The 22,921-nt window shown below is 45.7% G+C and carries 37 protein-coding genes, 1 tRNA gene and 1 pseudogene; 4 read left to right on the plus strand and 35 right to left on the minus strand.

Translation table 11 applies throughout. The annotated features are described in order from the left end of the window. Positions 1-9: 9 nt before the first annotated feature. The 4 genes from M1403_02025 to M1403_02040 are packed head-to-tail and all read left to right on the plus strand — an operon-like array spanning position 10 to position 4,136. A complete protein-coding gene (locus M1403_02025) occupies positions 10-1,707 on the plus strand; it encodes an alanine--tRNA ligase (protein MCL4397786.1) in 1,698 nt (565 codons plus the stop codon). Continuing rightward, positions 1,694-2,140, plus strand: coding sequence for a hypothetical protein (locus tag M1403_02030; protein MCL4397787.1), 447 nt, complete (start codon positions 1,694-1,696; stop codon positions 2,138-2,140). Before M1403_02025 ends, M1403_02030 begins: the two co-directional genes overlap by 14 nt. Further along, positions 2,137-3,243 (plus strand): undecaprenyl/decaprenyl-phosphate alpha-N-acetylglucosaminyl 1-phosphate transferase, encoded by a 1,107-nt coding sequence (locus tag M1403_02035; GenBank protein ID MCL4397788.1) that lies wholly within the window; start codon positions 2,137-2,139, stop codon positions 3,241-3,243. The genes M1403_02030 and M1403_02035 overlap by 4 nt, the downstream gene beginning before the upstream one ends. After that, complete coding sequence (locus M1403_02040; protein MCL4397789.1) at positions 3,189-4,136, plus strand: UbiA prenyltransferase family protein; 948 nt, start codon at positions 3,189-3,191, stop codon at positions 4,134-4,136. The genes M1403_02035 and M1403_02040 overlap by 55 nt, the downstream gene beginning before the upstream one ends. Here M1403_02040 and M1403_02045 read toward each other — a convergent pair. From M1403_02045 to rplB, 35 genes and pseudogenes are all read right to left on the minus strand, one after another. Next, on the minus strand, positions 4,118-4,960 hold the full coding sequence (locus M1403_02045; protein MCL4397790.1) for a PEGA domain-containing protein: 843 nt from the start codon (positions 4,958-4,960) through the stop codon (positions 4,118-4,120). The two genes, M1403_02040 and M1403_02045, sit on opposite strands and share 19 nt — an antisense overlap. A 6-nt stretch (positions 4,961-4,966) precedes the next feature. Continuing rightward, a complete protein-coding gene (gene rny, locus M1403_02050) occupies positions 4,967-6,466 on the minus strand; it encodes a ribonuclease Y (GenBank protein ID MCL4397791.1) in 1,500 nt (499 codons plus the stop codon). A 130-nt stretch (positions 6,467-6,596) separates the two neighbouring features. After that, positions 6,597-7,205, minus strand: a complete 609-nt coding sequence (locus M1403_02055; protein ID MCL4397792.1) for a RecX family transcriptional regulator — start codon at positions 7,203-7,205, stop codon at positions 6,597-6,599. Continuing rightward, a complete protein-coding gene (locus M1403_02060; GenBank protein MCL4397793.1) occupies positions 7,196-7,726 on the minus strand; it encodes a TlyA family RNA methyltransferase in 531 nt (176 codons plus the stop codon). The genes M1403_02055 and M1403_02060 overlap by 10 nt, the downstream gene beginning before the upstream one ends. Positions 7,727-8,032: 306 nt before the next feature. After that, positions 8,033-9,109, minus strand: coding sequence for a recombinase RecA (gene recA / locus M1403_02065; GenBank protein MCL4397794.1), 1,077 nt, complete (start codon positions 9,107-9,109; stop codon positions 8,033-8,035). Between the two features lie 95 nt (positions 9,110-9,204). Next, positions 9,205-9,275 (minus strand) — tRNA-Pro (locus tag M1403_02070). A 35-nt stretch (positions 9,276-9,310) separates the two neighbouring features. Beyond that, on the minus strand, positions 9,311-9,778 hold the full coding sequence (locus M1403_02075) for a mitochondrial small ribosomal subunit protein uS9m (GenBank protein ID MCL4397795.1): 468 nt from the start codon (positions 9,776-9,778) through the stop codon (positions 9,311-9,313). 1 nt (position 9,779) lies between these two features. Continuing rightward, positions 9,780-10,139 (minus strand): 50S ribosomal protein L13, encoded by a 360-nt coding sequence (gene rplM, locus M1403_02080; GenBank protein ID MCL4397796.1) that lies wholly within the window; start codon positions 10,137-10,139, stop codon positions 9,780-9,782. Positions 10,140-10,141: 2 nt separating this feature from the next. Next, the gene (rplQ, locus tag M1403_02085; protein MCL4397797.1) at positions 10,142-10,600 is read right to left on the minus strand and encodes a 50S ribosomal protein L17; all 459 of its coding nucleotides are present in this window, start codon (positions 10,598-10,600) and stop codon (positions 10,142-10,144) included. 6 nt (positions 10,601-10,606) lie between these two features. Beyond that, on the minus strand, positions 10,607-11,527 hold the full coding sequence (locus M1403_02090) for a DNA-directed RNA polymerase subunit alpha (GenBank protein MCL4397798.1): 921 nt from the start codon (positions 11,525-11,527) through the stop codon (positions 10,607-10,609). Positions 11,528-11,588: 61 nt separating this feature from the next. After that, the gene (gene rpsD / locus M1403_02095) at positions 11,589-12,197 is read right to left on the minus strand and encodes a 30S ribosomal protein S4 (protein MCL4397799.1); all 609 of its coding nucleotides are present in this window, start codon (positions 12,195-12,197) and stop codon (positions 11,589-11,591) included. Between the two features lie 2 nt (positions 12,198-12,199). Next, positions 12,200-12,607: a 30S ribosomal protein S11 gene (rpsK, locus tag M1403_02100; protein MCL4397800.1), complete on the minus strand. Its 408-nt coding sequence runs from the start codon at positions 12,605-12,607 to the stop codon at positions 12,200-12,202. Between the two features lie 14 nt (positions 12,608-12,621). After that, the gene (rpsM, locus tag M1403_02105) at positions 12,622-13,050 is read right to left on the minus strand and encodes a 30S ribosomal protein S13 (GenBank protein ID MCL4397801.1); all 429 of its coding nucleotides are present in this window, start codon (positions 13,048-13,050) and stop codon (positions 12,622-12,624) included. A 10-nt stretch (positions 13,051-13,060) separates the two neighbouring features. Beyond that, positions 13,061-13,174, minus strand: coding sequence for a 50S ribosomal protein L36 (gene rpmJ / locus M1403_02110; protein MCL4397802.1), 114 nt, complete (start codon positions 13,172-13,174; stop codon positions 13,061-13,063). Between the two features lie 4 nt (positions 13,175-13,178). Then, entirely contained in the window at positions 13,179-13,397 is a 219-nt protein-coding gene (gene infA / locus M1403_02115) for a translation initiation factor IF-1 (GenBank protein ID MCL4397803.1), read from the minus strand. A gap of 72 nt (positions 13,398-13,469) precedes the next feature. Further along, positions 13,470-14,219 carry a type I methionyl aminopeptidase gene (map, locus tag M1403_02120; GenBank protein ID MCL4397804.1) on the minus strand — a complete coding sequence of 250 codons (750 nt, stop codon included), beginning with the start codon at positions 14,217-14,219 and terminating at the stop codon, positions 13,470-13,472. Next, on the minus strand, positions 14,206-14,775 hold the full coding sequence (locus tag M1403_02125; protein MCL4397805.1) for an adenylate kinase: 570 nt from the start codon (positions 14,773-14,775) through the stop codon (positions 14,206-14,208). Before M1403_02125 ends, map begins: the two co-directional genes overlap by 14 nt. Continuing rightward, positions 14,772-16,055, minus strand: coding sequence for a preprotein translocase subunit SecY (gene secY, locus M1403_02130; GenBank protein ID MCL4397806.1), 1,284 nt, complete (start codon positions 16,053-16,055; stop codon positions 14,772-14,774). The genes M1403_02125 and secY overlap by 4 nt, the downstream gene beginning before the upstream one ends. A 36-nt stretch (positions 16,056-16,091) precedes the next feature. After that, entirely contained in the window at positions 16,092-16,418 is a 327-nt protein-coding gene (locus tag M1403_02135; protein ID MCL4397807.1) for a hypothetical protein, read from the minus strand. After that, positions 16,418-16,858, minus strand: a complete 441-nt coding sequence (gene rplO, locus M1403_02140; protein MCL4397808.1) for a 50S ribosomal protein L15 — start codon at positions 16,856-16,858, stop codon at positions 16,418-16,420. The genes M1403_02135 and rplO overlap by 1 nt, the downstream gene beginning before the upstream one ends. 12 nt (positions 16,859-16,870) lie before the next feature. Continuing rightward, positions 16,871-17,329, minus strand: coding sequence for a 30S ribosomal protein S5 (gene rpsE, locus M1403_02145; GenBank protein MCL4397809.1), 459 nt, complete (start codon positions 17,327-17,329; stop codon positions 16,871-16,873). A gap of 5 nt (positions 17,330-17,334) precedes the next feature. Next, the gene (gene rplR / locus M1403_02150) at positions 17,335-17,640 is read right to left on the minus strand and encodes a 50S ribosomal protein L18 (protein ID MCL4397810.1); all 306 of its coding nucleotides are present in this window, start codon (positions 17,638-17,640) and stop codon (positions 17,335-17,337) included. 2 nt (positions 17,641-17,642) lie between these two features. Continuing rightward, positions 17,643-18,206, minus strand: a complete 564-nt coding sequence (rplF, locus tag M1403_02155) for a 50S ribosomal protein L6 (protein MCL4397811.1) — start codon at positions 18,204-18,206, stop codon at positions 17,643-17,645. Positions 18,207-18,210: 4 nt separating this feature from the next. Beyond that, a complete protein-coding gene (rpsH, locus tag M1403_02160) occupies positions 18,211-18,594 on the minus strand; it encodes a 30S ribosomal protein S8 (GenBank protein ID MCL4397812.1) in 384 nt (127 codons plus the stop codon). Next, positions 18,585-18,773, minus strand: coding sequence for a type Z 30S ribosomal protein S14 (locus tag M1403_02165; GenBank protein MCL4397813.1), 189 nt, complete (start codon positions 18,771-18,773; stop codon positions 18,585-18,587). Before M1403_02165 ends, rpsH begins: the two co-directional genes overlap by 10 nt. A 69-nt stretch (positions 18,774-18,842) precedes the next feature. Next, positions 18,843-19,313, minus strand: a pseudogene (gene rplE / locus M1403_02170) (50S ribosomal protein L5). 11 nt (positions 19,314-19,324) lie between these two features. Beyond that, positions 19,325-19,624 (minus strand): 50S ribosomal protein L24, encoded by a 300-nt coding sequence (gene rplX / locus M1403_02175; protein ID MCL4397814.1) that lies wholly within the window; start codon positions 19,622-19,624, stop codon positions 19,325-19,327. Between the two features lies 1 nt (position 19,625). Then, positions 19,626-20,000, minus strand: a complete 375-nt coding sequence (rplN, locus tag M1403_02180) for a 50S ribosomal protein L14 (protein MCL4397815.1) — start codon at positions 19,998-20,000, stop codon at positions 19,626-19,628. Positions 20,001-20,004: 4 nt separating this feature from the next. Then, positions 20,005-20,232, minus strand: coding sequence for a 30S ribosomal protein S17 (gene rpsQ / locus M1403_02185; GenBank protein MCL4397816.1), 228 nt, complete (start codon positions 20,230-20,232; stop codon positions 20,005-20,007). Further along, positions 20,219-20,425, minus strand: a complete 207-nt coding sequence (rpmC, locus tag M1403_02190) for a 50S ribosomal protein L29 (protein MCL4397817.1) — start codon at positions 20,423-20,425, stop codon at positions 20,219-20,221. The genes rpsQ and rpmC overlap by 14 nt, the downstream gene beginning before the upstream one ends. A gap of 2 nt (positions 20,426-20,427) precedes the next feature. Further along, positions 20,428-20,841, minus strand: coding sequence for a 50S ribosomal protein L16 (rplP, locus tag M1403_02195; protein ID MCL4397818.1), 414 nt, complete (start codon positions 20,839-20,841; stop codon positions 20,428-20,430). 6 nt (positions 20,842-20,847) lie between these two features. Then, on the minus strand, positions 20,848-21,516 hold the full coding sequence (rpsC, locus tag M1403_02200; protein MCL4397819.1) for a 30S ribosomal protein S3: 669 nt from the start codon (positions 21,514-21,516) through the stop codon (positions 20,848-20,850). Position 21,517: 1 nt separating this feature from the next. Then, positions 21,518-21,838, minus strand: a complete 321-nt coding sequence (rplV, locus tag M1403_02205) for a 50S ribosomal protein L22 (protein MCL4397820.1) — start codon at positions 21,836-21,838, stop codon at positions 21,518-21,520. A gap of 6 nt (positions 21,839-21,844) precedes the next feature. After that, entirely contained in the window at positions 21,845-22,129 is a 285-nt protein-coding gene (gene rpsS / locus M1403_02210) for a 30S ribosomal protein S19 (protein ID MCL4397821.1), read from the minus strand. Positions 22,130-22,132: 3 nt separating this feature from the next. Beyond that, on the minus strand, positions 22,133-22,921 hold the full coding sequence (rplB, locus tag M1403_02215; GenBank protein ID MCL4397822.1) for a 50S ribosomal protein L2: 789 nt from the start codon (positions 22,919-22,921) through the stop codon (positions 22,133-22,135).

Here is a 22,921-nt window from a genome sequence, read left to right on the forward strand (position 1 = left end):
AATTGACTCATGACTCATTTGGAGCTACGAGATAAGTTTTTGGCGTTTTGGAAAGACCGCGGACACGGAGTTATTCCCAGCGCTAGCCTTGTACCGGAAAACGACCCCTCGGTTCTCTTTATTACGGCCGGTATGCATCCCCTGGTACCATACTTACTTGGTCAACCGCATCCTTCCGGTAAGCGTCTGGTTGATGTTCAAAAAGTTATCCGCACTGACGATATCGACGAAGTCGGTGATCCCATTCACCACACTTTTTTTGAAATGCTTGGCAATTGGTCTTTAGGAGATTATTTCAAGAAGGAGGCCATTGAGTGGTCCTATGAATTTTTAACAAAAGACTTAAAGCTTGACCCCAATAATTTAACAATTACCTGCTTCACCGGCGATAAAGATGCGCCTAAAGACGAATTTAGCGCTAAAGTTTGGGAGTCGTTGGGTATACCAAAAGACAGAATTAAGTTTTTAGGCAAAAAGGATAACTGGTGGGGCCCAGCAGGAGAAACTGGCCCATGCGGCCCCGATACCGAAATGCATTACAAAATGAATAGCGGCGAATTTTCTGAAATTTGGAACAACGTCTTTATGGAATATAACAAAACTACTGATGGAAAGTTTGAAAAACTGAAGCAACAAAATGTTGATACCGGAATGGGGTTAGAAAGAACTTTAGCTGTGGTTAACGGTTTTGACGATGACTACCTTACAGAACTTTGGATGCCGGTCATCGAAAGACTGGAACAACTTTCAGGAAAAAAATATAAGCAAAACTTAAGATCATTTAGAATTATCGCTGATCACATTCGCGCGTCTGTTTTTGCCATTTCCGATAGTGTTTTGCCGTCAAACAAACAACAAGGTTATATCCTTCGCCGTTTGATCCGTCGATCAGTTGTTCAGGCAAAGCAACTTGGAATCAATCCAGAAAGTTTAAACGAAATTGCCAGTATTTTTATTGAAATAATGTCCGGAGTTTACCCTGATCTTGTTTCGAACCGTGAGATGATCAGCAAAGTACTTTTAGAAGAAATCCAGCGGTTCGAAAAAACGTTAGATAAAGGTCTGCGGGAATTTGAAAAAATAAATACTATTACTGGTAGAGACGCCTTCAATTTATTTCAAACTTTTGGTTTTCCCTGGGAATTAACAGCAGAGCTGGCTAACCAGAAAGGACAAAAAGTTGATCAGGAAGAATTTAAAAATGAATTTCAAAAACATCAGGAGCTTTCAAGAACCGCCTCCGCCGGGATGTTTAGAGGCGGTTTAGTCGATCACTCCGAAACCGTAACCAGATATCATAGTGCTACCCACCTTCTTCAGGCCGCGTTACGGCAAGTCTTGGGAGAACATGTTCATCAAGAAGGATCCAATCTTACCAGTGAACGCCTTCGCTTCGACTTTTCTCATCCGCAAAAACTGACTCCCGAAGAGATTAAACGGGTAGAAGATATTGTTAATGAACAAATTGCCAAAGGCCTGGAACAAAAAAAAGAAATTTTGACCTATGACGAATCGATCAAGTCAGGCGCGCTGGCGTTTTTCAAAGAAAGATATCCGGAAAAAGTAACGGTTTATTCTTTTGGAAATTTCAGCAAAGAAATTTGCGGCGGCCCGCATGTGGCCAACACCAAAGAAATCGGAAGGTTTAAAATAATTAAGGAAGAAGCTGTTTCTGCCGGCATCCGGCGCATTTATGCCAAAATTTAAAACCAGCCGCTCATTCAAACGACCTGATTTTAACCCGACGGGCTTTCGGAAATTTCAAGACTTCCGGGCCAAAGAAAAATTTACTACCTGGTCGCAAAGCGCCGCGGCGGATAATTTTATCCGGCTTTTCATAATTGTGTGGTTTGTCCCTCTGCTTCTGGCAACGATTTTTGCAGCGTTTAATTTCCGCCTGCTTCCGAGCCAAATTCCGCTTTTCTACAGCCGTAACTGGGGTGAAGACCAGCTGGCGGCTAAAAGTTATATTTTTATTCCCCTGGCCGGAACTTTATTATTGGGAATTTTCAATTTTGGCCTGGCAATTAACTTTCATGTCAATGACCGGGTTAGCTCCTACCTCCTCGGCGGTACTGCCGCCCTTGTTTCTCTTTTAGCTGCCATTACCACAGTAAATATTATTAATTTGATTAAATGAACTGGCCGCTTTTTAAAAACATTGCTTTCTTACCCCTCCTTATTTCTGCAATCTTAACTTTTATCTCAGTTCCAGCTGTCATCCAGATAGCAAACTATTTCGGCCTTATTGACGATCCGACAAAAAGACCTCACCCCGCCCACACTGAACAAAGAATTATTCCCCGGGCTGGCGGATTGGCTTTGTATTTTGGATTAGTGCTGACAGCCGCGATGTTTATTCCGTTTGCCAAAGGAATTGTGGGTATTCTGCTGGGAGCGGGATTGTTGGTAGCCGTCGGTTTAATTGACGACTATCGTGATGTCCATCCGTATATTCGTTTCGGGGTAAATATTCTGGCGGCGATTCTGGCTGTCGCCGGCGGGGCTGGCATTGGTTTCATCACCAATCCAATAAGCGGCGGGGTCATGCATTTTGACACCATCCGCTGGTCTTTTGAATTCTTAGGAAAACACAGCATCTTGCCGGTGGCTGATCTGCTGGCCATTATCTGGCTGGCCTGGTGTATGAATATGGTTGGCTGGAGTGGAGGTGTTGACGGACAGTTGCCTGGATTTGTAGCTATCTCCGCAGTTTTTATTGGTATCCTCTCGTTTAATCTGATTTCGATTGATAATTTCCCGGCCTGGACAGGAACCGCTCTGGCTTTCGTTACCGCCGGAAGTTACCTGGGATTTCTTCCCTGGAATTTTTTCCCCCAAAAGATTATGCCGGGCTATGGCGGTAAATCTCTGGCCGGGTTTTTATTGGGAACCTTGGCTATTCTCACTACGGCGAAACTGGGTACGGCAATTTTAGTGTTGGGTATTCCTTTAATTGATGCCATTTTTGTTAAGACTGCTGATCTTTTGTCAAAAAAGAATCCTATGATGGCCAGCCGCAATCATCTTCATCATCGACTCCTGGATGCCGGCTGGAGTAAGCGGCGGATTGCCTTGTTTTACTGGTTTGTCTCTGCTATATTGGGGATAATTGCCCTGAATGTTAATGCCAAGCAGAAATTCTTTACTTTTCTGGTTGTCGCTATTGTTGTTGGAGGATTAATTTTATGGCTCAAACTCTCTACTACCTTTTTCGGGAAGCCCGCCCCCGTCAATGGATAAAAAATCTGACAATTTTTGCCGCAATTTTTTTCACCGGCGAAATTCTTAATCCGCAATTACTACTTACCAGCTTTGTCGCCTTTTTGGCTTTTTGCGCTGCTTCCTCTAGCATGTACATTTTTAACGATCTTCGTGATCTGGAAAAAGACCGGCTTCATCCGTTTAAAAAGAATCGCCCTCTGGCTAGCGGAAAATTAAATCAAAAACTGGCAATTACCGCCGCAATCCTGGCCAGCATTATTGCCTTAATAATGGCGGCAACTATTAGCACCGCTTTCTTTTTTACGATAATTGCCTTTTATCTTCTGCAATTTTCCTACAGCATGTATTTGAAAAATGTCATCCTGCTGGATATTTTGGCCATTGCCGGAAGTTTTATTCTGCGGGTTTTTGCCGGAGAAATTGCCACCGGCTTTCATATTGATATCTGGTTATTCCTGACAGTTATTTCAGTCTCTTTGTTCTTGGCTATCGGTAAACGCCGGTCGGAACTGACTTTGCTTTCCGGCTGGAGCGGAACTGTTCCAATTAAAACCCGGGCAACCCTGTCCCGCTACAGTGAAAAAATGCTTGATGTCTATATTTCGATGTTTGCCAACTCCGCCTGGATCACCTACGCGTTTTACACTTTTTTGCAGCGTCCCCCTATTTTGCGCCAGCGCATTGGCGACCTTTTTGACCAATATAATTTAGACGCGTTGCAGGGGAGAAAGTGGATCATGTTGACAATTCCGTTAGTCATTTATGGAATTATGCGCTACTTACAGTTAATTTATGAAAAGAATGAGGGCGAGTCGCCGGAGAAAGTTTTGTTGTCTGACAAAGCCCTGATCATTACCGCCACCGTTTTGGGTTTAATGCTCTTTACGACGATCTACGTTATCAATAAATAATCCTTTGCGACCCAACCTTCCTTATCTTTCCAGCGAATTTCCACCCAATTATCATTCTGCATCATTACGGGGTACTTTTCGCCGGGATAAATTTTTCCTAATTCCTCAGCCGTGTAATCAGGAGTTTTTCTAACCCTGACAAAACCCAGCGGGTTGTCTTTAACTGTTGCCGAACTTGAAGCGATCAAGGCGCTGGTTTCGGTTAAGTCTGAGCTGGGGCTGGCAATTAGTTCCGCGGTGGATTTGATTTGCCGCTGCGGTTCAAAGGTTAATTTGCGCAGTTTCACAATTGCATTTAGCCGGAAACCGGCAACGAGCCGGGCATGAATAATCTGATCAGCGTAACCGGACAAAGAAATGATTACTACCTTGTCTCCCGAAGTTAGATCTTTAAAAACCGCCGAGGCCCGTCCTTTTTCCAAACCATCAATTGATACTGAAGCCCCGTCAGGATCAGAAACAACAGCTAGCTCCGAAAAACGATCCGTCGGTAGCTTTTCCAAAGTCAGAATCTGGCCGGCAGAATCTTCTGGCAAAGAGGCCAGCTCTTGGCTGACATAAGTTAAAACTCCCGGCAATACTTTTACTTTATTTTCCCAAGCCTGAAGTTTTATTTGATATTCACCTGGCTTTATTTTTTCTGCCAGATATGGCGTTTTTCCCACGGCTTTTCCGTCAATGACAACTTCAGTGCTAGGGATGGAATCGATCTGAAGTGATCCTAACTCCGGAGATTGTTTATCAGCCAAGTATTTTGCTCCCACAACTGTGGCCATAAGGATGAATAATCCCAAGGCGATTAGAAGAACTTTTTTTGCGGCCATTATCTATTATTTGGCGGTTTCAGCCACCCGTAGCTCCCGGATGACCGTAATTTTAATTTGCCCCGGAAATTCCTTAATTTCCTGTTCAATTCGCTCTTTAATTTTAAAGGCAATGGCAGCTGCTTCGTTATCGTTAACTTTTTCCGGAGAAACCAGGACTCGAACTTCCCGCCCGGCTTGAAAAACCCAAGCCTCCGAAACTCCCGAAAAACTTTTACAAATCTCTTCCAGTTGTTTCATGCGTGTCAAATATCTTTCCAGGTCTTCATATCTGGCTCCTGGCCGTGATCCGGAAATAGCGTCAGCCAGATAGACGATCATCGACTCAGCCGAAGAGAAAGGTTTTTCTTCATGATGCTCTTCGACACAGGCAATAACTTTCTCTGGAATGCCAAACTTGCGCAAAAACTGAGCCCCCAAGGCAGCATGTGATCCTTCCTCGGAATCAATAACTTTTCCGATGTCGTGAAGTAAACATCCCAGACGAACGATATTTACATCCGCACCGATTTCCTGCGCGATGGCAATCCCGATTTTTGTTTCTTCCGTGGTATGAACAATCATGTTCTGGCCATAAGAGAAACGGTATTTGAATTTTCCCAGGAGCTCCACAATCGGCCGCGGCAGATTATAGACTCCGACACTGTGGCATAATTTTTCCCCTTCATCCGCAATAATTCTTTCAATTTCCCGCTTAACCTGAGCTACCACTTCTTCTATTCTTGCGGGTTGGATTCTGGTATCCCGGATCAAGCGTTCCAGGGAAACCCGGGCAACCTCCCGACGGACAGAATCAAAACTGGAAAGTCTAATCACTCCTTCTTCATCTAGTTCTACATCCACTCCGGTCGCTTTCTCAAAAGCCCGGATATTGCGGCCTTCCTTACCGATAATTCTTCCTTTAACTTCTTCATTAGGAACAGTCACTGTAGAAACGGTATATTCCGCCACCAGGTCCGTGGCTCCATGGATCATTTCGGAAACAATAATTTCCCTGGCTTTAGTATCGGCCTCTTCTTTGGCTTCGTCTAAAACTGCCCTGATCATCTTTCCGGCTTCGCTTCGGGAACTCTCTTCGACGGCTGATAGAATTTTTTCTTTGGCTTCGTCAACGGACAGGCCGGCAATTTTTTGCAACCGCGCAAGCTGATCAGCTTTAATTTTTTCAACTTCTTCCCGGGTTTGTTCGGTCTGCTGCAGCTGCGAATTTAAGCTGGCCGTTTTTTGATCTAAAGCCTCTTCTTTCTGGGCCAGACGTCTTTCCAGTTCCACTACTTCCTGACGTAACCTCCTGGCTTCGTCCTCGGCCGCCGCCCGGATTTTAATGGCTTCTTCCTTGGCCGCAAAAACAATCTCTCTGGCCTGAGTTTCGGCTTCAAAAGCCGCTTTACCGTCAGTTTTCGGCTCAGGTTTAAGGGGCAAGGTTTTAGCGCTACCGGCTCTATTAACGATTTTGTGGGTTTTGTTATTCCCGACTGTTCGGGTTAATCGCGAAAAAAATGACATAAATTCTTCAACTGTGGAAACAGAAGAAAAGACCGGCAGTTACGCCAGCACTTTTTTTAGAAGCTCACGAATTTTGCTTAAAAGCTCGTTCAGGCTTGTCATATCTTCTTTTTCCAACTATAGAAATATTTTACCGCGCGGCTCCCAATTTTGCAAGAACTTCTTCAACCGTGTCATAGTCAAATCCTCTCGAAATTAGAAACCGCATAATCTTTTCCCGCCACTTTTGCTCGCCCAGCTTTTCCTGAGACCATAGTTTTAGTTTCTTCTGAATTGCCCGCATGGCTTTCTCTCCTTCCGACTCTTTGTCTTTTGGTAATTTCACTTTGATGCCTTTACGAGCCAATTCCATTTCCAGCGCTCGTTTTCCTTTAGGTCTAAAAGTACTGCGTTGTTCTACCCACCAGGCCGCAAATTGTTCATCATTAATTTGTCCTATTTGTCTCAGTTTTTCCACCACGCCATCAATATCCTCTACTTTTTTTCTTTTCAGGTATTGGCGTATTTCGTATTCGGATCTCGGCCTAAACGAGAGAAAATTCAGAGAAGCATTAAACGCCTTTCCGAAATCGCTTTCCGCAATGATCTTATTTAAGTAGTCCTGAGAAATTTCTTGACCATTATATAAACCTAGTTTAACGATATCGTTCACATTCAGCCCGGTCGCAAATTTCCCATCGACATAAACACTAACCCGCTCCGGGTTTTTCTTCTGGTATTCCAGTTTAGTTATTCGCATAGAATTAGATATTCTGTATTGCCGGAGCCGCCTTTGATCGGTGACTCAGTTATTTTTCGAAATTTAAAACTATTAACAACTTCTTTCAAGTTCTCCTGGGGAATTATACCCCCGTGTTTAAGCGCCAAATCCTGGCGTTCATATTGTGGTTTTAACAGGGCAATTATTTTCCCGCCCGGCTTGAGAAATTCCCGGACTTTAGGAAGGATTTTATTCAGGGAAGTAAAAGTTACGTCTATCGTTACCAGGTCCACTTTATCCGGTAGAGTATCAAGGTACAATATATTCTGTCTCTCAATGACCACTACCCTAGGATCATTTCGCAGTTTCCAGGCAAACTCACCATAGGCCGTGTCCAACGCGTATACTTTGGCAGCACCGGATTGCAGTAAACAATCTACAAATCCTCCTGTCGAACTTCCAACATCAAGTACGGTCATCCCCGTCACGTCCACCCCAAACTCCTTAAGAGCGTGTTCTAATTTCAATCCTCCTCTGGACACAAATTTCTTCTCGTCCATATTACGAACTAGCACTAGAGTAACTTTTTAGACCGTATTGCCAAAATCTTTCTGAGATTATCCAGGTCAGAATAACCATAATTACCGACATACCTGCCAACTTCCAGTCAAGAATATTTAATAGCGCCGTAACGGGAACATAAATTAATAACATAACCGGAAGTATAAAGAAAAAAATCATGATGAAATCTCTTATTAACCGAATCATAATACCCACACGATAGCTAAATGTAATTTGGTAAGACGCCTTGAAGAACTCCCAATATTTGCGCATGAAGTAATTATACGAGGCTTTTATGAAGCGTTCTACTCTTCTTTTCCGTTTTCTTCGCCGATGACGACTTTTTCGGAAGCGGCGCCGGCTTTCACTTTTTTATAGATCTCATCCTCAATTTGCTTGGCGACTTTTTTGTTTTCCACCAGGAATTCCCGGGCGGCTTCGCGACCCTGGCCCAGCATGGTGTCCTTATATTTAAGGAAAGCGCCGGATTTCTGGATCACATCCAGTTCCACGCCAACATCAATCAGACCATCTTCATATGACGGACCGGAAGCGGAATAGATGTTAAATTCAGCAACCCTGAATGGGGGAGCCACTTTGTTTTTGACAACTTTTACTCTGTGCCGGCTACCAATAACGGTGTCCCCTTCTTTAAGCTGTTCAATCTTGCGGATATCCATCCGCACCGACGCGTAGAATTTCAAAGCCAGACCGCCGGTGGTCGTTTCGGGGTTGCCAAACATGACCCCGATTTTCTGGCGCAACTGATTAGTGAAAATGCAGATGGTCTTTGATTTATTAATTACTCCGGTTAGTTTGCGCAAGGCCTGAGACATTAATCTGGCCTGAAGCCCCATCTGGGAATCGCCCATTTCGCCCTCAATTTCCGCCTTAGGAACCAGCGCGGCCACGGAGTCAATTACGACAACATCAATTCCTCCGGAGCGGATCAAAGTTTCAGCAATTTCCAATGCCTGCTCGCCGGTATCCGGTTGGGAAATCAGAAGTTCGTTTAAATTAACTCCCAGTTTTTCCGCCCATTGCGGATCAAGAGCGTGTTCTGCATCAATAAAGGCTGCCGCGCCACCCACTTTTTGGGCCTGGGCAATTAAAGTCAGCATAAGAGTTGTCTTTCCGGAAGCTTCAGGACCGTAAATTTCGATAATTCTGCCCCGCGGCAAACCGCCCACACCCAAAGCCAAATCTACGGGAAGAATACCTGTCGGAATTACATCAGTGGTCATTTTCGGAGCGGCTTCGCCCATTTTCATAATTGAACCCTTGCCGTACTGCTTTTCGATCTGGTCCATAGCCAGTCTTATAGCGGCCAATTTGGGATTAGCTCCGGCTGAAGAAGTGTCGTCTCCTGTTCCTCTTGCCATATCTAGTCGTGATTAAACACCAGCAGATTCTAAAAAGCAACCACTAAATTGTCTCGTTTTGGCAATCTTTTCGTGTCCTAGAGAAAAAGCCTATGTCGGGGAGCCGAGAATCGGACTCGGACTGCTAGACCCCCAGCCTAGCGCGCTACCACTACGCCACTCCCCGAAAGATATGATGATTTTATCATACTGATAGGTAGATTAACGCTTCGGAGAGGATTTCTTTTTGCGGGCGCCGGGAAGACCAGGCTTCTTCGGTTCTTTCATTCGCGGATCGCGGGTCATGTAATCTTTCTTGCGAAGAATGGCCCGAAATTTCGGATCCACCTGCACTAAAGCCCGGGCAATGGCCAGAGTCGTGGCTCCCAATTGCCCAGTTAGACCGGAACCTTCCACAACGACAGTTGTGATAAACCGGCCGGCAGTGTTGGTGGTTCGAAAAAGTTCGCTGTATTGGCTTTTGGCAAAGGGATCGGGGAAATATTTTTCAATGGGCTTACCGTTAACGAAAGTGTCGCCTTTTTCCAGTTTTTTGCCGTCGATGGTTACTTCAGCGGTTGCCGGATAGACCCGAGCCCTGGCGATAGCGGTTTTGCGCCGGCCCACACCAAAGTACCACTTGGTGGCTGATTCCTGTTCGTTGTTTTCTGTTTTTTTCTCTTTCGGCATATTAGATAAACTTTAATCTGGCGATCCAGACGTCACGCAGTTTGTTATTCGGCAACATTCCCAACACCGCTTTGCGGATCACCTGTTCCGGCGCTGTATTTTTCATCGGCACTTTTTTCAATCCTGCCGGGTAACCGCTAAAGCGAGTATAAACCTTTTTTTCCTGTTTTCTACCTGTCACTTTGATCGCTTTGGCGTTTTTAACCGTCACGAAATCGCCGCAATCTAAATGGCGGACAAAATAGGGTTTGCTCTTACCAACTAAAAGATTGGAGATTCTGGTCGCCAGCCGTCCCAGTACCTGGCCGGAAGCATCAACCTCATGCTTGTCGTGTTTAATGTCAGAAAGTTTTGTGTTCATGTTTATTTCTTAAGTGTCTTAGACTTCTTAACAGCCGGTTTTTTAGTTTCCGTCTTGGTTTCGGCTTTCGGTTCTTGTGCTTTTGATTCAGATATTGCCGCTTCCTTCTTTGGTTCAACTGATTCCACAAGCTCTAAGATCGCTAGTTCCGCCGCGTCGGACATCCTTTGTCCCAGGCGAACTATCCGGGAGTAGCCTGAAGTGCGGGTAGTAAAAGCTTTGGTGTATTTATCAAAGAATTTGTCTGTCCCTAAATCTTCCACGGTTAACCTCCGGGCATTAACCGACCCTTCTTTGGCCCAGTTAATTAGTCTGTCCAAATCTCCTTGGACAGCTTTAGCCCGGGATAAGGTGGTTTGAATTTTACCATGGTCTAAAACCGCCACCAGAAGACTGCGGTACAATCCCTTGGCCGCGTTAGTATCCCGGTGCAACTGGTTTCCAAAAACTCGGTGTTTCATAATTAATTAGACAGACAAGGCGACGCCTTTTTCGCGTAGCTTTTCTTCCACAATACCAAGAGATTTTCCGCCCAGGTTTTTCACCTTCAGCAGATCTTTTCTCGGCGTGCCCAAGAGCTGACCCACGGTTTCAATGCCCCCGTTTTTCAGGGCATTTTCCAGCCGGGTCGGCAGGTCCAGCTCTTCGATGAGCATTTTGAGAACATCATCCGAAACGGTCGGCGTGACTGCCACCGTGGTTTCGGAAATGTCCGCCTTTGGTTCGTAGATTTGCAGGAAATAGGAAGCCAAAAGCTTGGCTGCCTGTTTCAGCGCGTCATACGGAGCAATGGTACCGTCAGTCCAGATTTCGATGACCAAACGGTCAAGGTTAGTCTGGCGCCCAACCCGGGTCGACTCCTGGCGGTAATTCACCCGGACAACCGGAGTGAAAGTCGCATCCAGGGGAATAACCCCGATAACGCCACTGCGCCGCTCGTCAGCCAGAGAATAACCATAGCCCTTTTCGACCGTAATAGTGGCCGAGAGCTTGGCTTTTTTATCCGCCAAAGTCCCCAAATAGAGATCTTTGTTGGCTATTTCGACTGCCGAAGTATCTTCGATACTGGCCGCGGTCACTTCGCCCGGGCCGGTCGCTTCCAACCGGATCGTGGCCTTATCGCCGTCCAGGAGGCGAACCCGCAGTTTTTTCAGATTTAAGACAAACTCCACCACATCTTCCTGAAGGCCGGCAAGAGTTTGAAATTGGTGTTTCACACCATCAATGGTCACGCTGGTGACCGCCGCTCCCGGAAGAGAGGAATACAAAACCCTCCTTAAAGCATTGCCCAAAGTGTAGGCATAACCCGTTTCGAGGGGCTCAATCACAAACCGCCCGTAACTGTCGGTTTGTTCGTCAGTTTTGACTTTGAAAACCGGATCTAACATGATTTTTTTCGCTAACTAAGCTTAAACTAAAAGCAAACTCTACCTTTTAATTTAAACTTATTTAGCGGGAATAAAACTCAATAATTAACTGCTCATCTACTTCCGTAGGAATGTCGTCCCGGCCCGGAATTTTTACCAACCGTCCGGCGGCAGCTTCTCTTTCAAAATAATCCGGAATCTTCGGTTCGGCTACTTCCAGCATTTTCTTTACTGCCGGCATTTCTAAAGCTTTCGGGGAAAGCGTCACGACTTCATTTAATTTCAGAGAATATGACGGAATATTAACTTTTTTGCCGTTTATCAGCACATGACCATGGGAAACCAGTTGCCGGCCCATCGCCCTCGAAGGCACCAGACCCAGGCGATAAACACTGTTATCCAGCCGGCGTTCCAGATTCTGCAAAAGGGCTTCGCCGGTTTTGCCGGGAACTTTTGCCGCAGCTTCATAATAGCGGCGGAACTGCTTTTCCAAAAGTCCGTAAACTCGTTTGGCTTTTTGTTTTTCCCGCAGTTGCAGGTAATACTCTGAGTGTTTACTCCGGCCGCCCTTGGGCCCATGAACTCCCGGCGGAACCGAAAGTCTCCGGCCCAAAGAACCGCTGGCCTTATCCAGAATATTAGCGCCTTCGCGCCTGGCTAATCGATGTTTTGGTCCGGTATATCTTGCCATAGTTAAACCCTTCTTTTCTTCTTCGGCCTTGGCCCGTTATGGGCAATCGGCGTAACATCCGCGATTAAACTAATGTCAAAACCAATGGTTTTCAAAGCCCGTAAGGCGGCATCGCGGCCGGCTCCCGGACCTTTAATGTAGACTTCCACCTGACGCATCCCCTGATCCCAGGCTTTTCTGCCAACATTTTCTACGGTCGCGGTGGCCGCGTACGGTGTCGACTTTCTTGCTCCTTTGAAACCGTTACTACCGGAACTGCCGGCCATCAAAGTGTTCCCGGCAGCGTCAGTTACTGTTACCAAAGTATTGTTGAAAGTTGCCGTCACGTAAACCCTGCCGGAAGTAACTTCCTTGCCGGATTTCTTGGTCACCTTTTTTGTTTCTTTGGTTTCAGTTTTTTTATCAGCCATTTTTTATCTTATTATTACTTTTTTGCTTCCGCTGCCGGCGCGGCTGCAGCTGTGCCAATTCCCAGCTTTTCCGCCATCTCTTTCTTGATCGCGCCAATAGTCACCCGCTTACCGCGTTTTGTCCGGGCGTTGGATTTTGTCCGCTGGCCCCTAACCGGCAAGTTACGGGTATGGCGGATCCCCCGATACGATGCGATCTGCTTTAAGGCGGCAATATTGCCGTGAACTTCCGCCCGCAATTCACCTTCAACCTTGACAGTATCGATAGCTTTTTGCACCCGGTTAACTTCATCTTCTGAAAGATCTTTAACCCGCTTCGCCGGATCAATTCCGGCAATTTTTAACAGGCTGCCGACATTTCTCCGACCAACACCATACAAGCGGGTGAGAGCAATATCGACGCGCTTATTGTTATCCAAATCGATTCCGGCAATTCTTGGCATACTTTAAAAGTTATCCCTGGCGCTGTTTATGCTTCGGGTTTTCGCACACGACATAAACCCGGCCTTTGCGCCGGACAATTTTGCATTTTTTACACCTTGGTTTAACACTAGCCTGTACCTTCATAAACTTACTTAGTCCTGTACACAATTCTTCCGCGATCGATGTCGTATTGAGTCATTTCCACTTTAACTTTGTCACCCGGAAGAATCCGGATATGGTTCATACGCATCTTTCCCGACATTGTGCACAGAATCTCTCGTCCGTCTGACAGCTGTACTTTAAACATGGTGTTAGGCAAATTCTCCAGAACTTGCCCGTCGAATTCCATTGTGCCCTGATGTGCCATTACCACAAAAAAAGACAGCCCAAGGATCCCTTTTCTCTTAGGCTAAGAGGTATTATATATGGGATTAGCCCCTCAAGTCAATACTTTTGGACCCTTCTCAGTAATCGCCACCGTGTGCTCGAAAAGACCGGACGGAGAGTTATCCCGGGTAACAATAGTCCAACCGTCATCGCCGCCATAAACGACAGGGGACTCACCCCGGTTATAAATTACCTCCACCGCCAGGACCATTCCCGTCTTAATTTCCGGAGTATTTTCAATTCTTCCCCGCAGGTAGCAGGGAACTTCGGGGTCTTCATGAAGCGCCCGTCCGATCCCGTGGCCCACCAGTTGCTTAACCGGGCTGTAGCCACTGCCCCTGACTGTGTCTTCAATTGCTTTGGAAATATCCCCGATATGCTTGCCGGGACGGCACTCGCGAATAGCCTTGTTTAAAGCGCTGCGCCCAGTTTCCAGAAATTTTTGTATCTCTTTATCCTGAGTTTCCACCTGAATCGTCCAGCTGGCGTCTGAATGCCAGCCTTTGTAGACTACTCCGGCGTCCACCCCCACAATGTCTCCGTCCTGCAGTTTATAATCCGAGGGGATTCCGTGAACGACGATATCGTTAACGCACATGCAGGTAGTAAAATAGTAACCCTTTTCCATTTTAAACGATGGCTTGCCGCCGGCGGCTAAAATTAATTCCTCGGCGTATTTATCCAGTTCCAAAGTTGTTATTCCCACGGCGGCTTTGGCCAAAACTTTTTTCATCACTTCGGCCAGAATTTTGCCGCTTTCTGCCATCAATTTAATTTCCTGCGGAGTTTTAATTTTTATCATCGAAATTTTTATCAATGAGGGCGGCCACTTCTGGAATTGTCCCGCTGCCATCAACTTCTGATAAAATTCCCTGGCGCCGATAATAATCTAAAATTGGCTGAGTCTGCTGATGATAAATCCCTAACCTTGTTTTAATTGCCTCCGGGGTATCATCACTTCTGTTCTCTTTGCTTATTCTGGACATCATCCTTTGGATACCCACTTCATCAGGAAGATTTATTAAAATTACTTTGTCCATTCTTTTACCGTTATTCTTTAACATCTCTTCAAAAGGGATCGCTTGTTCCATATTTCTCGGGTAGCCATCAAGAACAAAGCCATTAGCTGCTTGTGGACTCAAAAAATACTGTTTTAAACGAGCAAAGAGGATTTCGTCGGGAATAAGTTCACCACGATTATAGTATTCCCAGGCCTTTCGGCCTTCTTCAGAATCTTCATTAATCAGCTGCCGGGCAATATCTCCGGAGGAGATTCTCAGTAGGTTAAGCTTTTTGGCCAGTAAATCTGCCTGTGTAGATTTTCCGGAACCTTGCGGTCCCATTACTGTGATATTCATAGATATTTTTCGTAACTGCGGGAGACCATCATGGTTTCAAATTGCCGAGCTGTTTCCAAAACAACCGAAACGACGATTAAAACTCCCGTGCCGCCAATAGTTAATGTGGCGACATTACTGACTCCCTGGACTAACGACGGAAGGACGGCTACTAATCCCAGAAAAATCGCTCCGGCTAAAGTAATTCTTGTAAGAATGTAGTTTAGATAGTTTGCCGTCGGAGTGCCTGGCCGAATGCCGGGAATAAAACCGCCATACTTTTGGATCTCTTCCGAAATCTTGGCCGGATTAAAAATAATAGCCGTGTAAAAATAGGTAAAACCTAAAACAAGAATAAAGTAAACGACATTGTAAACAAGGCTGGTAGGTTGAAAAGCCGCCGCTAAACTTTGGGCTATCCGGGAAATTTCCGGATTTGGGACTTGTCCCAGATACTGGCCGACCAAAGAGGGGAGTAAAACCAGGGAAACGGCAAAAATAATCGGAATAACTCCGGCTTGGTTGACCCGCAATGGCAAATAGGTCGACTGGCCGCCATACATTTTGTTACCCCGAACTCTTCGGGCATAGACAATCGGAATCTGACGAGTAGCTTCGTTTACCATAACAATGCCGGCAATAACCACCAGCGCTATTGCCCCGAAAACGAAGATGTTTAGTAACTGGTCCCCCGTTACTACCGAAACCGTTTGGCCAATAATTACCGGAAACCGCCCGACAATGCCGCCAAAAATTAACATGGAAATGCCGTTGCCGATACCATATTCGGTAATTAGTTCCCCGAGCCACATTAAGAGCAAGGTTCCCGCTGTCAAGGTAAAAATTAAGCCGATGAGCATCAGGGGATTAAGACCGGAAATAATATTTTGATTTTTTAAAAGCGCGTAAGTGCCCAGGGCCTGAAGAGTCGCCAGAGGAACGGTAATCATTCTCGCGTACTGGTTTATCTTGGTTTGTCCTGATTCACCCTCCTTCGCTAGTTCTTCCAGCGACGGAAAAACCATTTGCAAAAGCTGCAAGATAATCGTGGCGTTAATGTAGGGGTTTAAGCCCAGAGCCATAACCGAGAAGTTTGCCAACGTTCCCCCGGAAAAGATATCGAGTAGTCCCAGGAACTGATTGCTGGCAAAAAGACTTTTTAAAGCTGTAGCGTTAACTCCGGGAACGGGAATATGGGCAAAGAAGCGAAAAACAAAAAAGATCGCCGCCGTAAAAATAATTCTTCGGCGCAGCTCCGGCGTGTTCCAGGCGTTAATAAAAGTTTGCAGAATTCGGTTCACGCTGTAATGATAGCATAATTAAGGAGGTTGGGGGAGTTAGGGATTTTGAGAAGAGACAGTGTATAAAACACCCCTTGTTTTACCTACTTTTGCTATGTAGCCGTTATCAACCAAATATTTTAAATCATATCGAAGCAATCGGGGATCAACGGCTAGAAAACGCCGATGGAGAAAGTCAGCAGAGACACTTTGATGGTCCTGAATCGTTTGAAAAATTTCCTGCCGCCGTGGTGATAACTCCTGTGAATTTCGGATTAGTTGGGCCGTTTCTACTAAAAGCTTGAGAATCTCTTTTTGTTTTTTGGGATACCTAAGTGACTTGAGGGATTTAAGTTTATCTTTTATCAGGAGGCAATTATCCATTAAGCGATTTTACCACCGGCTTTTTCGATTTTCCTGACGGCACCTTTGGAGCAGGGAAGTTTGACTACCAAAGCTACTTTTAAATCCCCGTCGCCTAGGATTTTCACCTTATCAATATTCGTATCAATGATTTTGGCCGCCTGAAGAGATTTCAAGGTCACTTCCGTATTGGGCTTAAGAGAGTTCAGATATTTAACATTAACGATAAACGGCCGGTGATCGTTGTGGGATTTATTTTTGCCTTTGCCCCGGATTAACGGCAATCTTTTTAGCCATGAAGCTTGAAGGGAAGAACCGGCAAAAGTCAGCTTGACATTTTCCCGGGCTTTTTGTCCCTTGGTTCCCCGGCCGGCAGTTTTAACTTTACCACTACCGTGACCCCGACCCAAACGCTTGGCCGAACGAGTTTTCAGAGCTGGTAAGGTCGTCAGATTCGTCATAAGTATCTTAAATTACTTAAGACCCTTAAGAGACTTAAGGGCTTCAAGTGTAGCATAAACATTATTGGCTTGATTATTCGTTCCCAAAATTTTGCTGCTTATATCATGAATTCCGGCAGCTTCCACCACAGCCCGAACCGCGCCCCCGGCGATGACTCCGGACCCGGCCGGAGCCGGCATTAACAGCACCTTGGCCGCCCCGAACTTTTTTTCCACCTGATGGGGGATTGTGGTTCCCCTCATCGGCACGGTTATTAAATGCTTTTGAGCATAACTGACGGCTTTTCGGATTGAGCTTTGAACTTCCGGTCCCTGACCAAGCCCCACTCCCACTCTTCCCTTTTTATCTCCCACAACCACTAAAACACTAAAGCCGATTTTGTTGCCTCCCTGAGTTTTTTTGGAAACCCGGTTGACCTGAACGACTTTTTCTTCAAACTCTTTTGGTTCCTGATGAAAATTATTAGCCATAACTTTTAGAAAACTAATCCGGCTTCTCTCGCGGCTTCAGCAAACTTTTTGACATTGCCGTGATATTTATAACCAGCCCTATCAAAAACCACATTTTTAACTTTCAGCTTTGACGCTTTCTCCGCCAATTCTTTTCCGGCCACAGCGGCGTCGGTAATTTTATCGACTGAGACCAGGGTTTGTCCAGTCGCGTCGTTAATTAATTGGCCATAAATATACCTGTTTGACCGGAACACGACCAACCGCGGGGTTTCCTTTGTTCCCCGAATGGTCTTTTTAATTCTTGCCCGGCGATTATCTCTTTTGTTCATATCTACTTAGCTCCCGGCGCTCCGCCAACAGCTTTAGCTGCTTTCCCCGCTTTTCTTCTAACTACTTCCCCGATATATCTAATGCCCTTGCCTTTATAGGGTTCGGGGGGTCTGATCCGGCGAATCTGAGCGGCCGTCTCCCCAACCAATTGTTTATCAACACCTTTAATGTTAATTTTTGTATTCTCGGTTACTTCAAAAGTAATTCCTGCCGGCGCCGGAAACTTCACCGGGTGGGAAAAACCGACATTCAAAACCAAAGTTGTTCCTTCCAGAGCCGCCCGATACCCTACTCCGACCAACTCCAATCCCTTGTTCCAACCCTGATTAACTCCCATAATGATATTTTCTACCAAAGTCCGGGTTAAACCGTGCAGCGATTTAGCTTTAGGCGTGTCCCCGGCCCGCTCCACCAAAACATCATTACCGGAAACAGTAATCTTAATTTCCGGCTTAATATTCAAGGCCAATTCCCCTTTTGGACCCGCAGCTACCAGCCGGTGATCTTCCGTTTTAACGGTAACGCCGGAGGGAATTTTTACTGGTTTTTTGCCAATTCTGGACATATTTTTACCAAATTTCGCAAATAACTTCGCCGCCAACACCTGCTTTTTTGGCCTGTTTATTAGTCATTAAACCTTTTGGTGTCGAAATTATAGCTGTCCCCGCCCCGCCTAAAACTTTCGGCAAATTGGTATGGGCTGCGTAAATCCGAAGGCTCGGGCGGCTGATCCGCCTGATTTCTGTCAGTCCCGGTTCTTTACCGTTGTATTTTAAGGTTAAGATCAAGCTATTTTTCTCTTTCTTCACTTCTGATATATAACCGCTCTCTTTTAACAATTTGGCGAGACTTTCTTTCATTTTGGACCAGGGAATTTCCACAGAAAGCCTTCCGGCCAGATAGCCATTTTTAATTCTGGAAATCATATCGGAAATCGGATCTATCATGACCACGATGCCCGCAATACCCCCGGAATCTCCCCTTTATGGGCGAGCTCCCGGAAACAAAGCCGGCATAAACCGAACTTTCTCATATAACCCCTGGATCTTCCACACAACCGGCACCGGTTATGAAACCGGACCGTGTATTTTTGTTTTTTTTGAAATTTAACGATATCGCTTGTTTTTGCCATCTTTATTAAATTCTAAGAAATAAGAAACAAATCCTAATTGTTTGTATCTTGTCTCTTGGTTATTGGTTATTATTTTTGAAACGGCATACCTAACTCTTTAAGAAACGCCATTGCCTGGTCATTATCTCTGGCCGTTGTCACAATGGTGATTTCCAAGCCCCGTATTTTATCAATTTTTCCGTAATCTATCTCCGGGAAAACAATCTGCTCCTTAATTCCCAAAGTGTAATTTCCCTGCCCGTCAAGTCCGGAAACCGGCACTCCATGAAAGTCCCGAACCCGCGGCAAAGTGATATTAAATAACTTAGTCAAAAAATCCCGCATTCTTTTTCCCCGCAAAGTTACCATGACTCCGATTGGTTGGCCCTCGCGCAACTTAAAATTAGCGATAGATTTTTTGGCCAGACGAATAGCCGGTTTCTGGCCGGTAATCGCCGCCAGATCCGCTGAAATTATATCCAGGACCTTTTTATCAGTCAGCGCTTCTTTAGCACCCACATTCAAAACTACTTTTTGCAGTCTTGGTTTCGCCATGATGTTATCTGTTTTTGTCATATTTCTTGCTCACACTTTCTGCAAATTCTCACCTTTTCTTTTTCGGTCACCTTAAAACCAACGCGGGTTATCTGTTTACATTTCGGACAAATCAGAGCAACGTTGGCAATTGGCAGTGGCCGAGCAAAGTCGACGATGCCTCCCTTTTGTCCCTCGCTGCGCGGTTTTGAATGGCGTTTGTAAATGTTTACTCCGGCAACGGCAACTCTTCCATCAAGAACTTTTTCCACGGTCCCCTCTTTCCCTCGGTCTTTCCCCGCCATAATTTTTACTTTGTCGCCTTTTTTAAGTTTCATATTAAAGTACCTCCGATGCCATCGAAACTATCTTATTAAATCCTTTATCTTTCAGTTCCCGAGCCACGGGGCCAAAAACCCTGGTACCGATTGGATCCAAATTATCCAAGCCGTTAATAACAACCGCAGCATTGTCATCAAAACGGATATAACTTCCGTCTTTGCGACGCTGCTCTTTATGAGTTCGGGCCACCACGGCAAAGACCATCTGGGAATCCTTAACCATTCCGTTCGGATCCGCCCCGTCAACAACGGCCCGAACGATGTCACCCATATAAGAATATTTTCTTTTTGATCCGCCGTATAAATGGATAACCCGCAATTTGTGGGCGCCGGTGTTATCTGCTGGTTTTAAAATCGTCCTTCTTTGAATCATATGATTAAATTTTCTTTACCACCATAAAGTGTTTATTCTTGCTAAATGGTTTTGATTTAACAATTTCCACAGTATCCCCCTCTTTAATTCCTTCTATCTCGTTATGAGCTAACAGTTTTGTTTTGCGCCGCAATATCTTTTTGTATTTTGGGTGTTGGTAAATATATTCCACTGTCACCGCGACGGTCTTTGGCGTCTTTGCTGACAAAACAGTTGCTTTAAACGTTTGCATGTTCCAGTTCCTTTCTAATTGTTAATATCTGGGCTAAATTCTTTTTCAGATTTTTAGCCAGATTGGTATTTTTACTGTGCCGCATCGAAAGTTCCATTTTGGTCTTGATAATCTCCGTCCTAGTTTTGGCAGCCATGGCTTCCAATTCTTCAACGGTCTTATTTTTCAAATCGTCTAAATCTTTTTGTTTCATAATTATTCTTTGGTAATAAATTTTGTTTTTACTGATAGTTTGTGGCCGGCCCGGCGAATTGCTTCTTTAGCTGATTCTTTGGAAATGCCACCCATTTCGAAAAGAATCAGTCCGGGTCTGACAGTCACCACATGTTCGGCCACCTCGCCCTTTCCCCCACCCTGGCGATGATCCAACGGCTGTTTGGAAATCGGTTTATCCGGAAATACCCGCATCCAAACCCGACCGCCCTTAGCCGTAAAGTGGGTCATGGCCTTGCGAGCTGACTCCAACTGGGCAGCACTCACCCAGCCGCGGGTTTCGGCCATAATAGCGTACTCGCCAAAAGCAATTGTGTTGCCTCGGCAAGCAAACCCAGCCATCTGACCCCGGAAGCCAGTGTGATGTTTTTCTCTTCTTGGTGCTAATAATGGCATATGTTTTTACTTATTTATCCAGACTTTAATTCCGATATACCCCGACCGGGTTCGTGCCGGAACGGAGGCAAAATCAATGTTTTCCTTAATTGAGCTAAACGGTAAAACTCCGGCCTGAACATGTTCCACCCGGGCAATCTCCGCGCCGTTAATCCGGCCCCCGAGCCGAATCCGAACACCTTTAGCCCCGGCCGCCATCACTTTTTCCAACGATTGTTTCAGAACTCTTTTAGCCGGCATTCTTTTAATCAGCTGATCAGCGATATTAACTCCCACCAGGTAGGCATCAAGGTTTGGTTCTTTAATCTGTTCAACTTTAATCTCCACTTTCGGCGCATTTTTTGTGTCCGAAGGACGCGAGCTTCGCTCATCGTTATCTTTAATGTGCAATAAATCTTTAGCCACGTATTTCTTCAGGTCTTCCAGGCCGGTTCCTCCGCGACCAATAACCACGCCGGGGCGGGAAACAAATAAGGTTAATCCCAAACGGTTAATCGACCTTTCAATCTCGACCCGGGAAATTCCGGCCGGACGCAACTTGGCCATTAGAGCCCGTCGGAGCTTTACGTCTTCAACCAAAAGGTCAGAATACCGACTCCGTGTCGCAAACCATCTTGAAGTCCAAGTGTAAACCGGACCAAGTCTAAAACCGATTGGATGTATCTTGTTGCCCATATTAGTCGGTTAAAACTACTTTAATGTGGGATGCTTTTTTATTAATGACGCCTCCGCCAAATCTGGCTCCATGGCTGGTATCGCGTCTTTTCATTTTTATGCCCTCGTCCACCAGAATGTTTTTAACCATTAAATTTTCTTTCCCTTTGGCATTGGCTACAGCCGATTTAATTACTTTAGCAATCGGCGTGGAAGCACTTTTTGCCAAAAACTGCAGTTTATTCATTGCCATCGTTGCCGGCATACCTTTGACCACCGATGCTACCAGTCGCGCTTTTCGCGGAGCAACTCGGATATTTTTAGCGGTAGCTGTAAATTCCATAAGTTTTTAAGTTTTACTTAAGACTCGGGCAACCACTTTTCCGTGACCACGGAAAGTCCTCGTCGGAGCAAATTCTCCTAATCTGTGGCCTACCATAGCCTCGGTAACAAATACGGGAATGTGCACTCGACCATTATGGACACCAATGGTTACGCCGACAAACTCCGGCGGAATCTGGCAATCTCTTGACCAGGTCTTAACCGGATTTTTATTTCCGGTATTTTTAGCCGCGATAACTTTGGCCAAAAGCTTCTGGTCAATGTATGGTCCTTTTTTAGAACTTCTTGCCATAAACTACTTACCCCTTCTAGAAATTATATATTTATCGCTCCATTTTCCGTGTTTACGGGTTTTTAGTCCGCGGGCCGGTTTGCCCCAGGGAGTCTTCGGCTGTTTTAAGCCTTCACCGGAGCGCCCTTCACCACCGCCATGCGGATGGGTCCGCGGGTTTTGGGCCGTTCCCCGGACTTCGGGACGACGACCCATGTGCCGGGATCTTCCCGCTTTACCGATAACCACATTTTTCCAGTCAACATTCCCCACGACACCAACAGTAGCAAAATTAGTCTTGAAAACTTTACGGGTCTCACCAGACGGGAGCTTAATGGTAACATAATCGCCCTCTTTAGCCAAGAGGGTTGCTCCGGTACCGGCTCCCCGGACAATTTGGCCGCCACGCCCCGCTGTCAGTTCAATGTTATGAACTACAGTTCCAATAGGCATCCGGTCCAAGGGCAACGCATTGCCCAGTTTGGCTTCAGCGTTTACTCCGGCGGTAATGATATCGTTAACTTTTAGTCCTTCCGCGTGCAAAATGTAGCGTTTTTCGCCGTCAGCATATTGAACCAGAGCAATATTAGCGCTGCGATTAGGATCATATTCGATAGAAATGACCCTTCCGGCTACATCCAGTTTATCCCGTTTAAAATCAATCACCCGGTAATATCTTTTCTCCCGGCCACCATGATGGCGCGCTGAGACCCTGCCCCCCGCGTCCCGTCCGGATTTCTTCGGCAGAATTTCTACCAGAGTTTTTTCCGGCGCGGTGACCGTTAAAACCGCCCGGTTATCCAATCCGGTCAT

It is taken from the genome of Patescibacteria group bacterium (assembly GCA_023380635.1).
GTDB lineage: Bacteria > Patescibacteriota > Microgenomatia > JAMCZE01 > JAMCZE01 > JAMCRP01.

Coding starts and splice junctions, on each gene's coding strand:
- M1403_02025 (MCL4397786.1), top strand. CDS start 10: ATGACTCATTTGGAGCTACGAGATAAGTTTTTGGCGTTTTGGAAAGAC.
- M1403_02030 (MCL4397787.1), top strand. CDS start 1,694: ATGCCAAAATTTAAAACCAGCCGCTCATTCAAACGACCTGATTTTAAC.
- M1403_02035 (MCL4397788.1), top strand. CDS start 2,137: ATGAACTGGCCGCTTTTTAAAAACATTGCTTTCTTACCCCTCCTTATT.
- M1403_02040 (MCL4397789.1), top strand. CDS start 3,189: ATGGCTCAAACTCTCTACTACCTTTTTCGGGAAGCCCGCCCCCGTCAA.
- M1403_02045 (MCL4397790.1), bottom strand. CDS start 4,960: ATGGCCGCAAAAAAAGTTCTTCTAATCGCCTTGGGATTATTCATCCTT.
- rny (MCL4397791.1), bottom strand. CDS start 6,466: ATGTCATTTTTTTCGCGATTAACCCGAACAGTCGGGAATAACAAAACC.
- M1403_02055 (MCL4397792.1), bottom strand. CDS start 7,205: ATGCGAATAACTAAACTGGAATACCAGAAGAAAAACCCGGAGCGGGTT.
- M1403_02060 (MCL4397793.1), bottom strand. CDS start 7,726: ATGGACGAGAAGAAATTTGTGTCCAGAGGAGGATTGAAATTAGAACAC.
- recA (MCL4397794.1), bottom strand. CDS start 9,109: ATGGCAAGAGGAACAGGAGACGACACTTCTTCAGCCGGAGCTAATCCC.
- M1403_02075 (MCL4397795.1), bottom strand. CDS start 9,778: ATGCCGAAAGAGAAAAAAACAGAAAACAACGAACAGGAATCAGCCACC.
- rplM (MCL4397796.1), bottom strand. CDS start 10,139: ATGAACACAAAACTTTCTGACATTAAACACGACAAGCATGAGGTTGAT.
- rplQ (MCL4397797.1), bottom strand. CDS start 10,600: ATGAAACACCGAGTTTTTGGAAACCAGTTGCACCGGGATACTAACGCG.
- M1403_02090 (MCL4397798.1), bottom strand. CDS start 11,527: ATGTTAGATCCGGTTTTCAAAGTCAAAACTGACGAACAAACCGACAGT.
- rpsD (MCL4397799.1), bottom strand. CDS start 12,197: ATGGCAAGATATACCGGACCAAAACATCGATTAGCCAGGCGCGAAGGC.
- rpsK (MCL4397800.1), bottom strand. CDS start 12,607: ATGGCTGATAAAAAAACTGAAACCAAAGAAACAAAAAAGGTGACCAAG.
- rpsM (MCL4397801.1), bottom strand. CDS start 13,050: ATGCCAAGAATTGCCGGAATCGATTTGGATAACAATAAGCGCGTCGAT.
- rpmJ (MCL4397802.1), bottom strand. CDS start 13,174: ATGAAGGTACAGGCTAGTGTTAAACCAAGGTGTAAAAAATGCAAAATT.
- infA (MCL4397803.1), bottom strand. CDS start 13,397: ATGGCACATCAGGGCACAATGGAATTCGACGGGCAAGTTCTGGAGAAT.
- map (MCL4397804.1), bottom strand. CDS start 14,219: ATGATAAAAATTAAAACTCCGCAGGAAATTAAATTGATGGCAGAAAGC.
- M1403_02125 (MCL4397805.1), bottom strand. CDS start 14,775: ATGAATATCACAGTAATGGGACCGCAAGGTTCCGGAAAATCTACACAG.
- M1403_02135 (MCL4397807.1), bottom strand. CDS start 16,418: ATGGATAATTGCCTCCTGATAAAAGATAAACTTAAATCCCTCAAGTCA.
- rplO (MCL4397808.1), bottom strand. CDS start 16,858: ATGACGAATCTGACGACCTTACCAGCTCTGAAAACTCGTTCGGCCAAG.
- rpsE (MCL4397809.1), bottom strand. CDS start 17,329: ATGGCTAATAATTTTCATCAGGAACCAAAAGAGTTTGAAGAAAAAGTC.
- rplR (MCL4397810.1), bottom strand. CDS start 17,640: ATGAACAAAAGAGATAATCGCCGGGCAAGAATTAAAAAGACCATTCGG.
- rplF (MCL4397811.1), bottom strand. CDS start 18,206: ATGTCCAGAATTGGCAAAAAACCAGTAAAAATTCCCTCCGGCGTTACC.
- M1403_02165 (MCL4397813.1), bottom strand. CDS start 18,773: ATGGCAAAAACAAGCGATATCGTTAAATTTCAAAAAAAACAAAAATAC.
- rplX (MCL4397814.1), bottom strand. CDS start 19,624: ATGAAACTTAAAAAAGGCGACAAAGTAAAAATTATGGCGGGGAAAGAC.
- rplN (MCL4397815.1), bottom strand. CDS start 20,000: ATGATTCAAAGAAGGACGATTTTAAAACCAGCAGATAACACCGGCGCC.
- rpsQ (MCL4397816.1), bottom strand. CDS start 20,232: ATGCAAACGTTTAAAGCAACTGTTTTGTCAGCAAAGACGCCAAAGACC.
- rpmC (MCL4397817.1), bottom strand. CDS start 20,425: ATGAAACAAAAAGATTTAGACGATTTGAAAAATAAGACCGTTGAAGAA.
- rplP (MCL4397818.1), bottom strand. CDS start 20,841: ATGCCATTATTAGCACCAAGAAGAGAAAAACATCACACTGGCTTCCGG.
- rpsC (MCL4397819.1), bottom strand. CDS start 21,516: ATGGGCAACAAGATACATCCAATCGGTTTTAGACTTGGTCCGGTTTAC.
- rplV (MCL4397820.1), bottom strand. CDS start 21,838: ATGGAATTTACAGCTACCGCTAAAAATATCCGAGTTGCTCCGCGAAAA.
- rpsS (MCL4397821.1), bottom strand. CDS start 22,129: ATGGCAAGAAGTTCTAAAAAAGGACCATACATTGACCAGAAGCTTTTG.
- rplB (MCL4397822.1), bottom strand. CDS start 22,921: ATGACCGGATTGGATAACCGGGCGGTTTTAACGGTCACCGCGCCGGAA.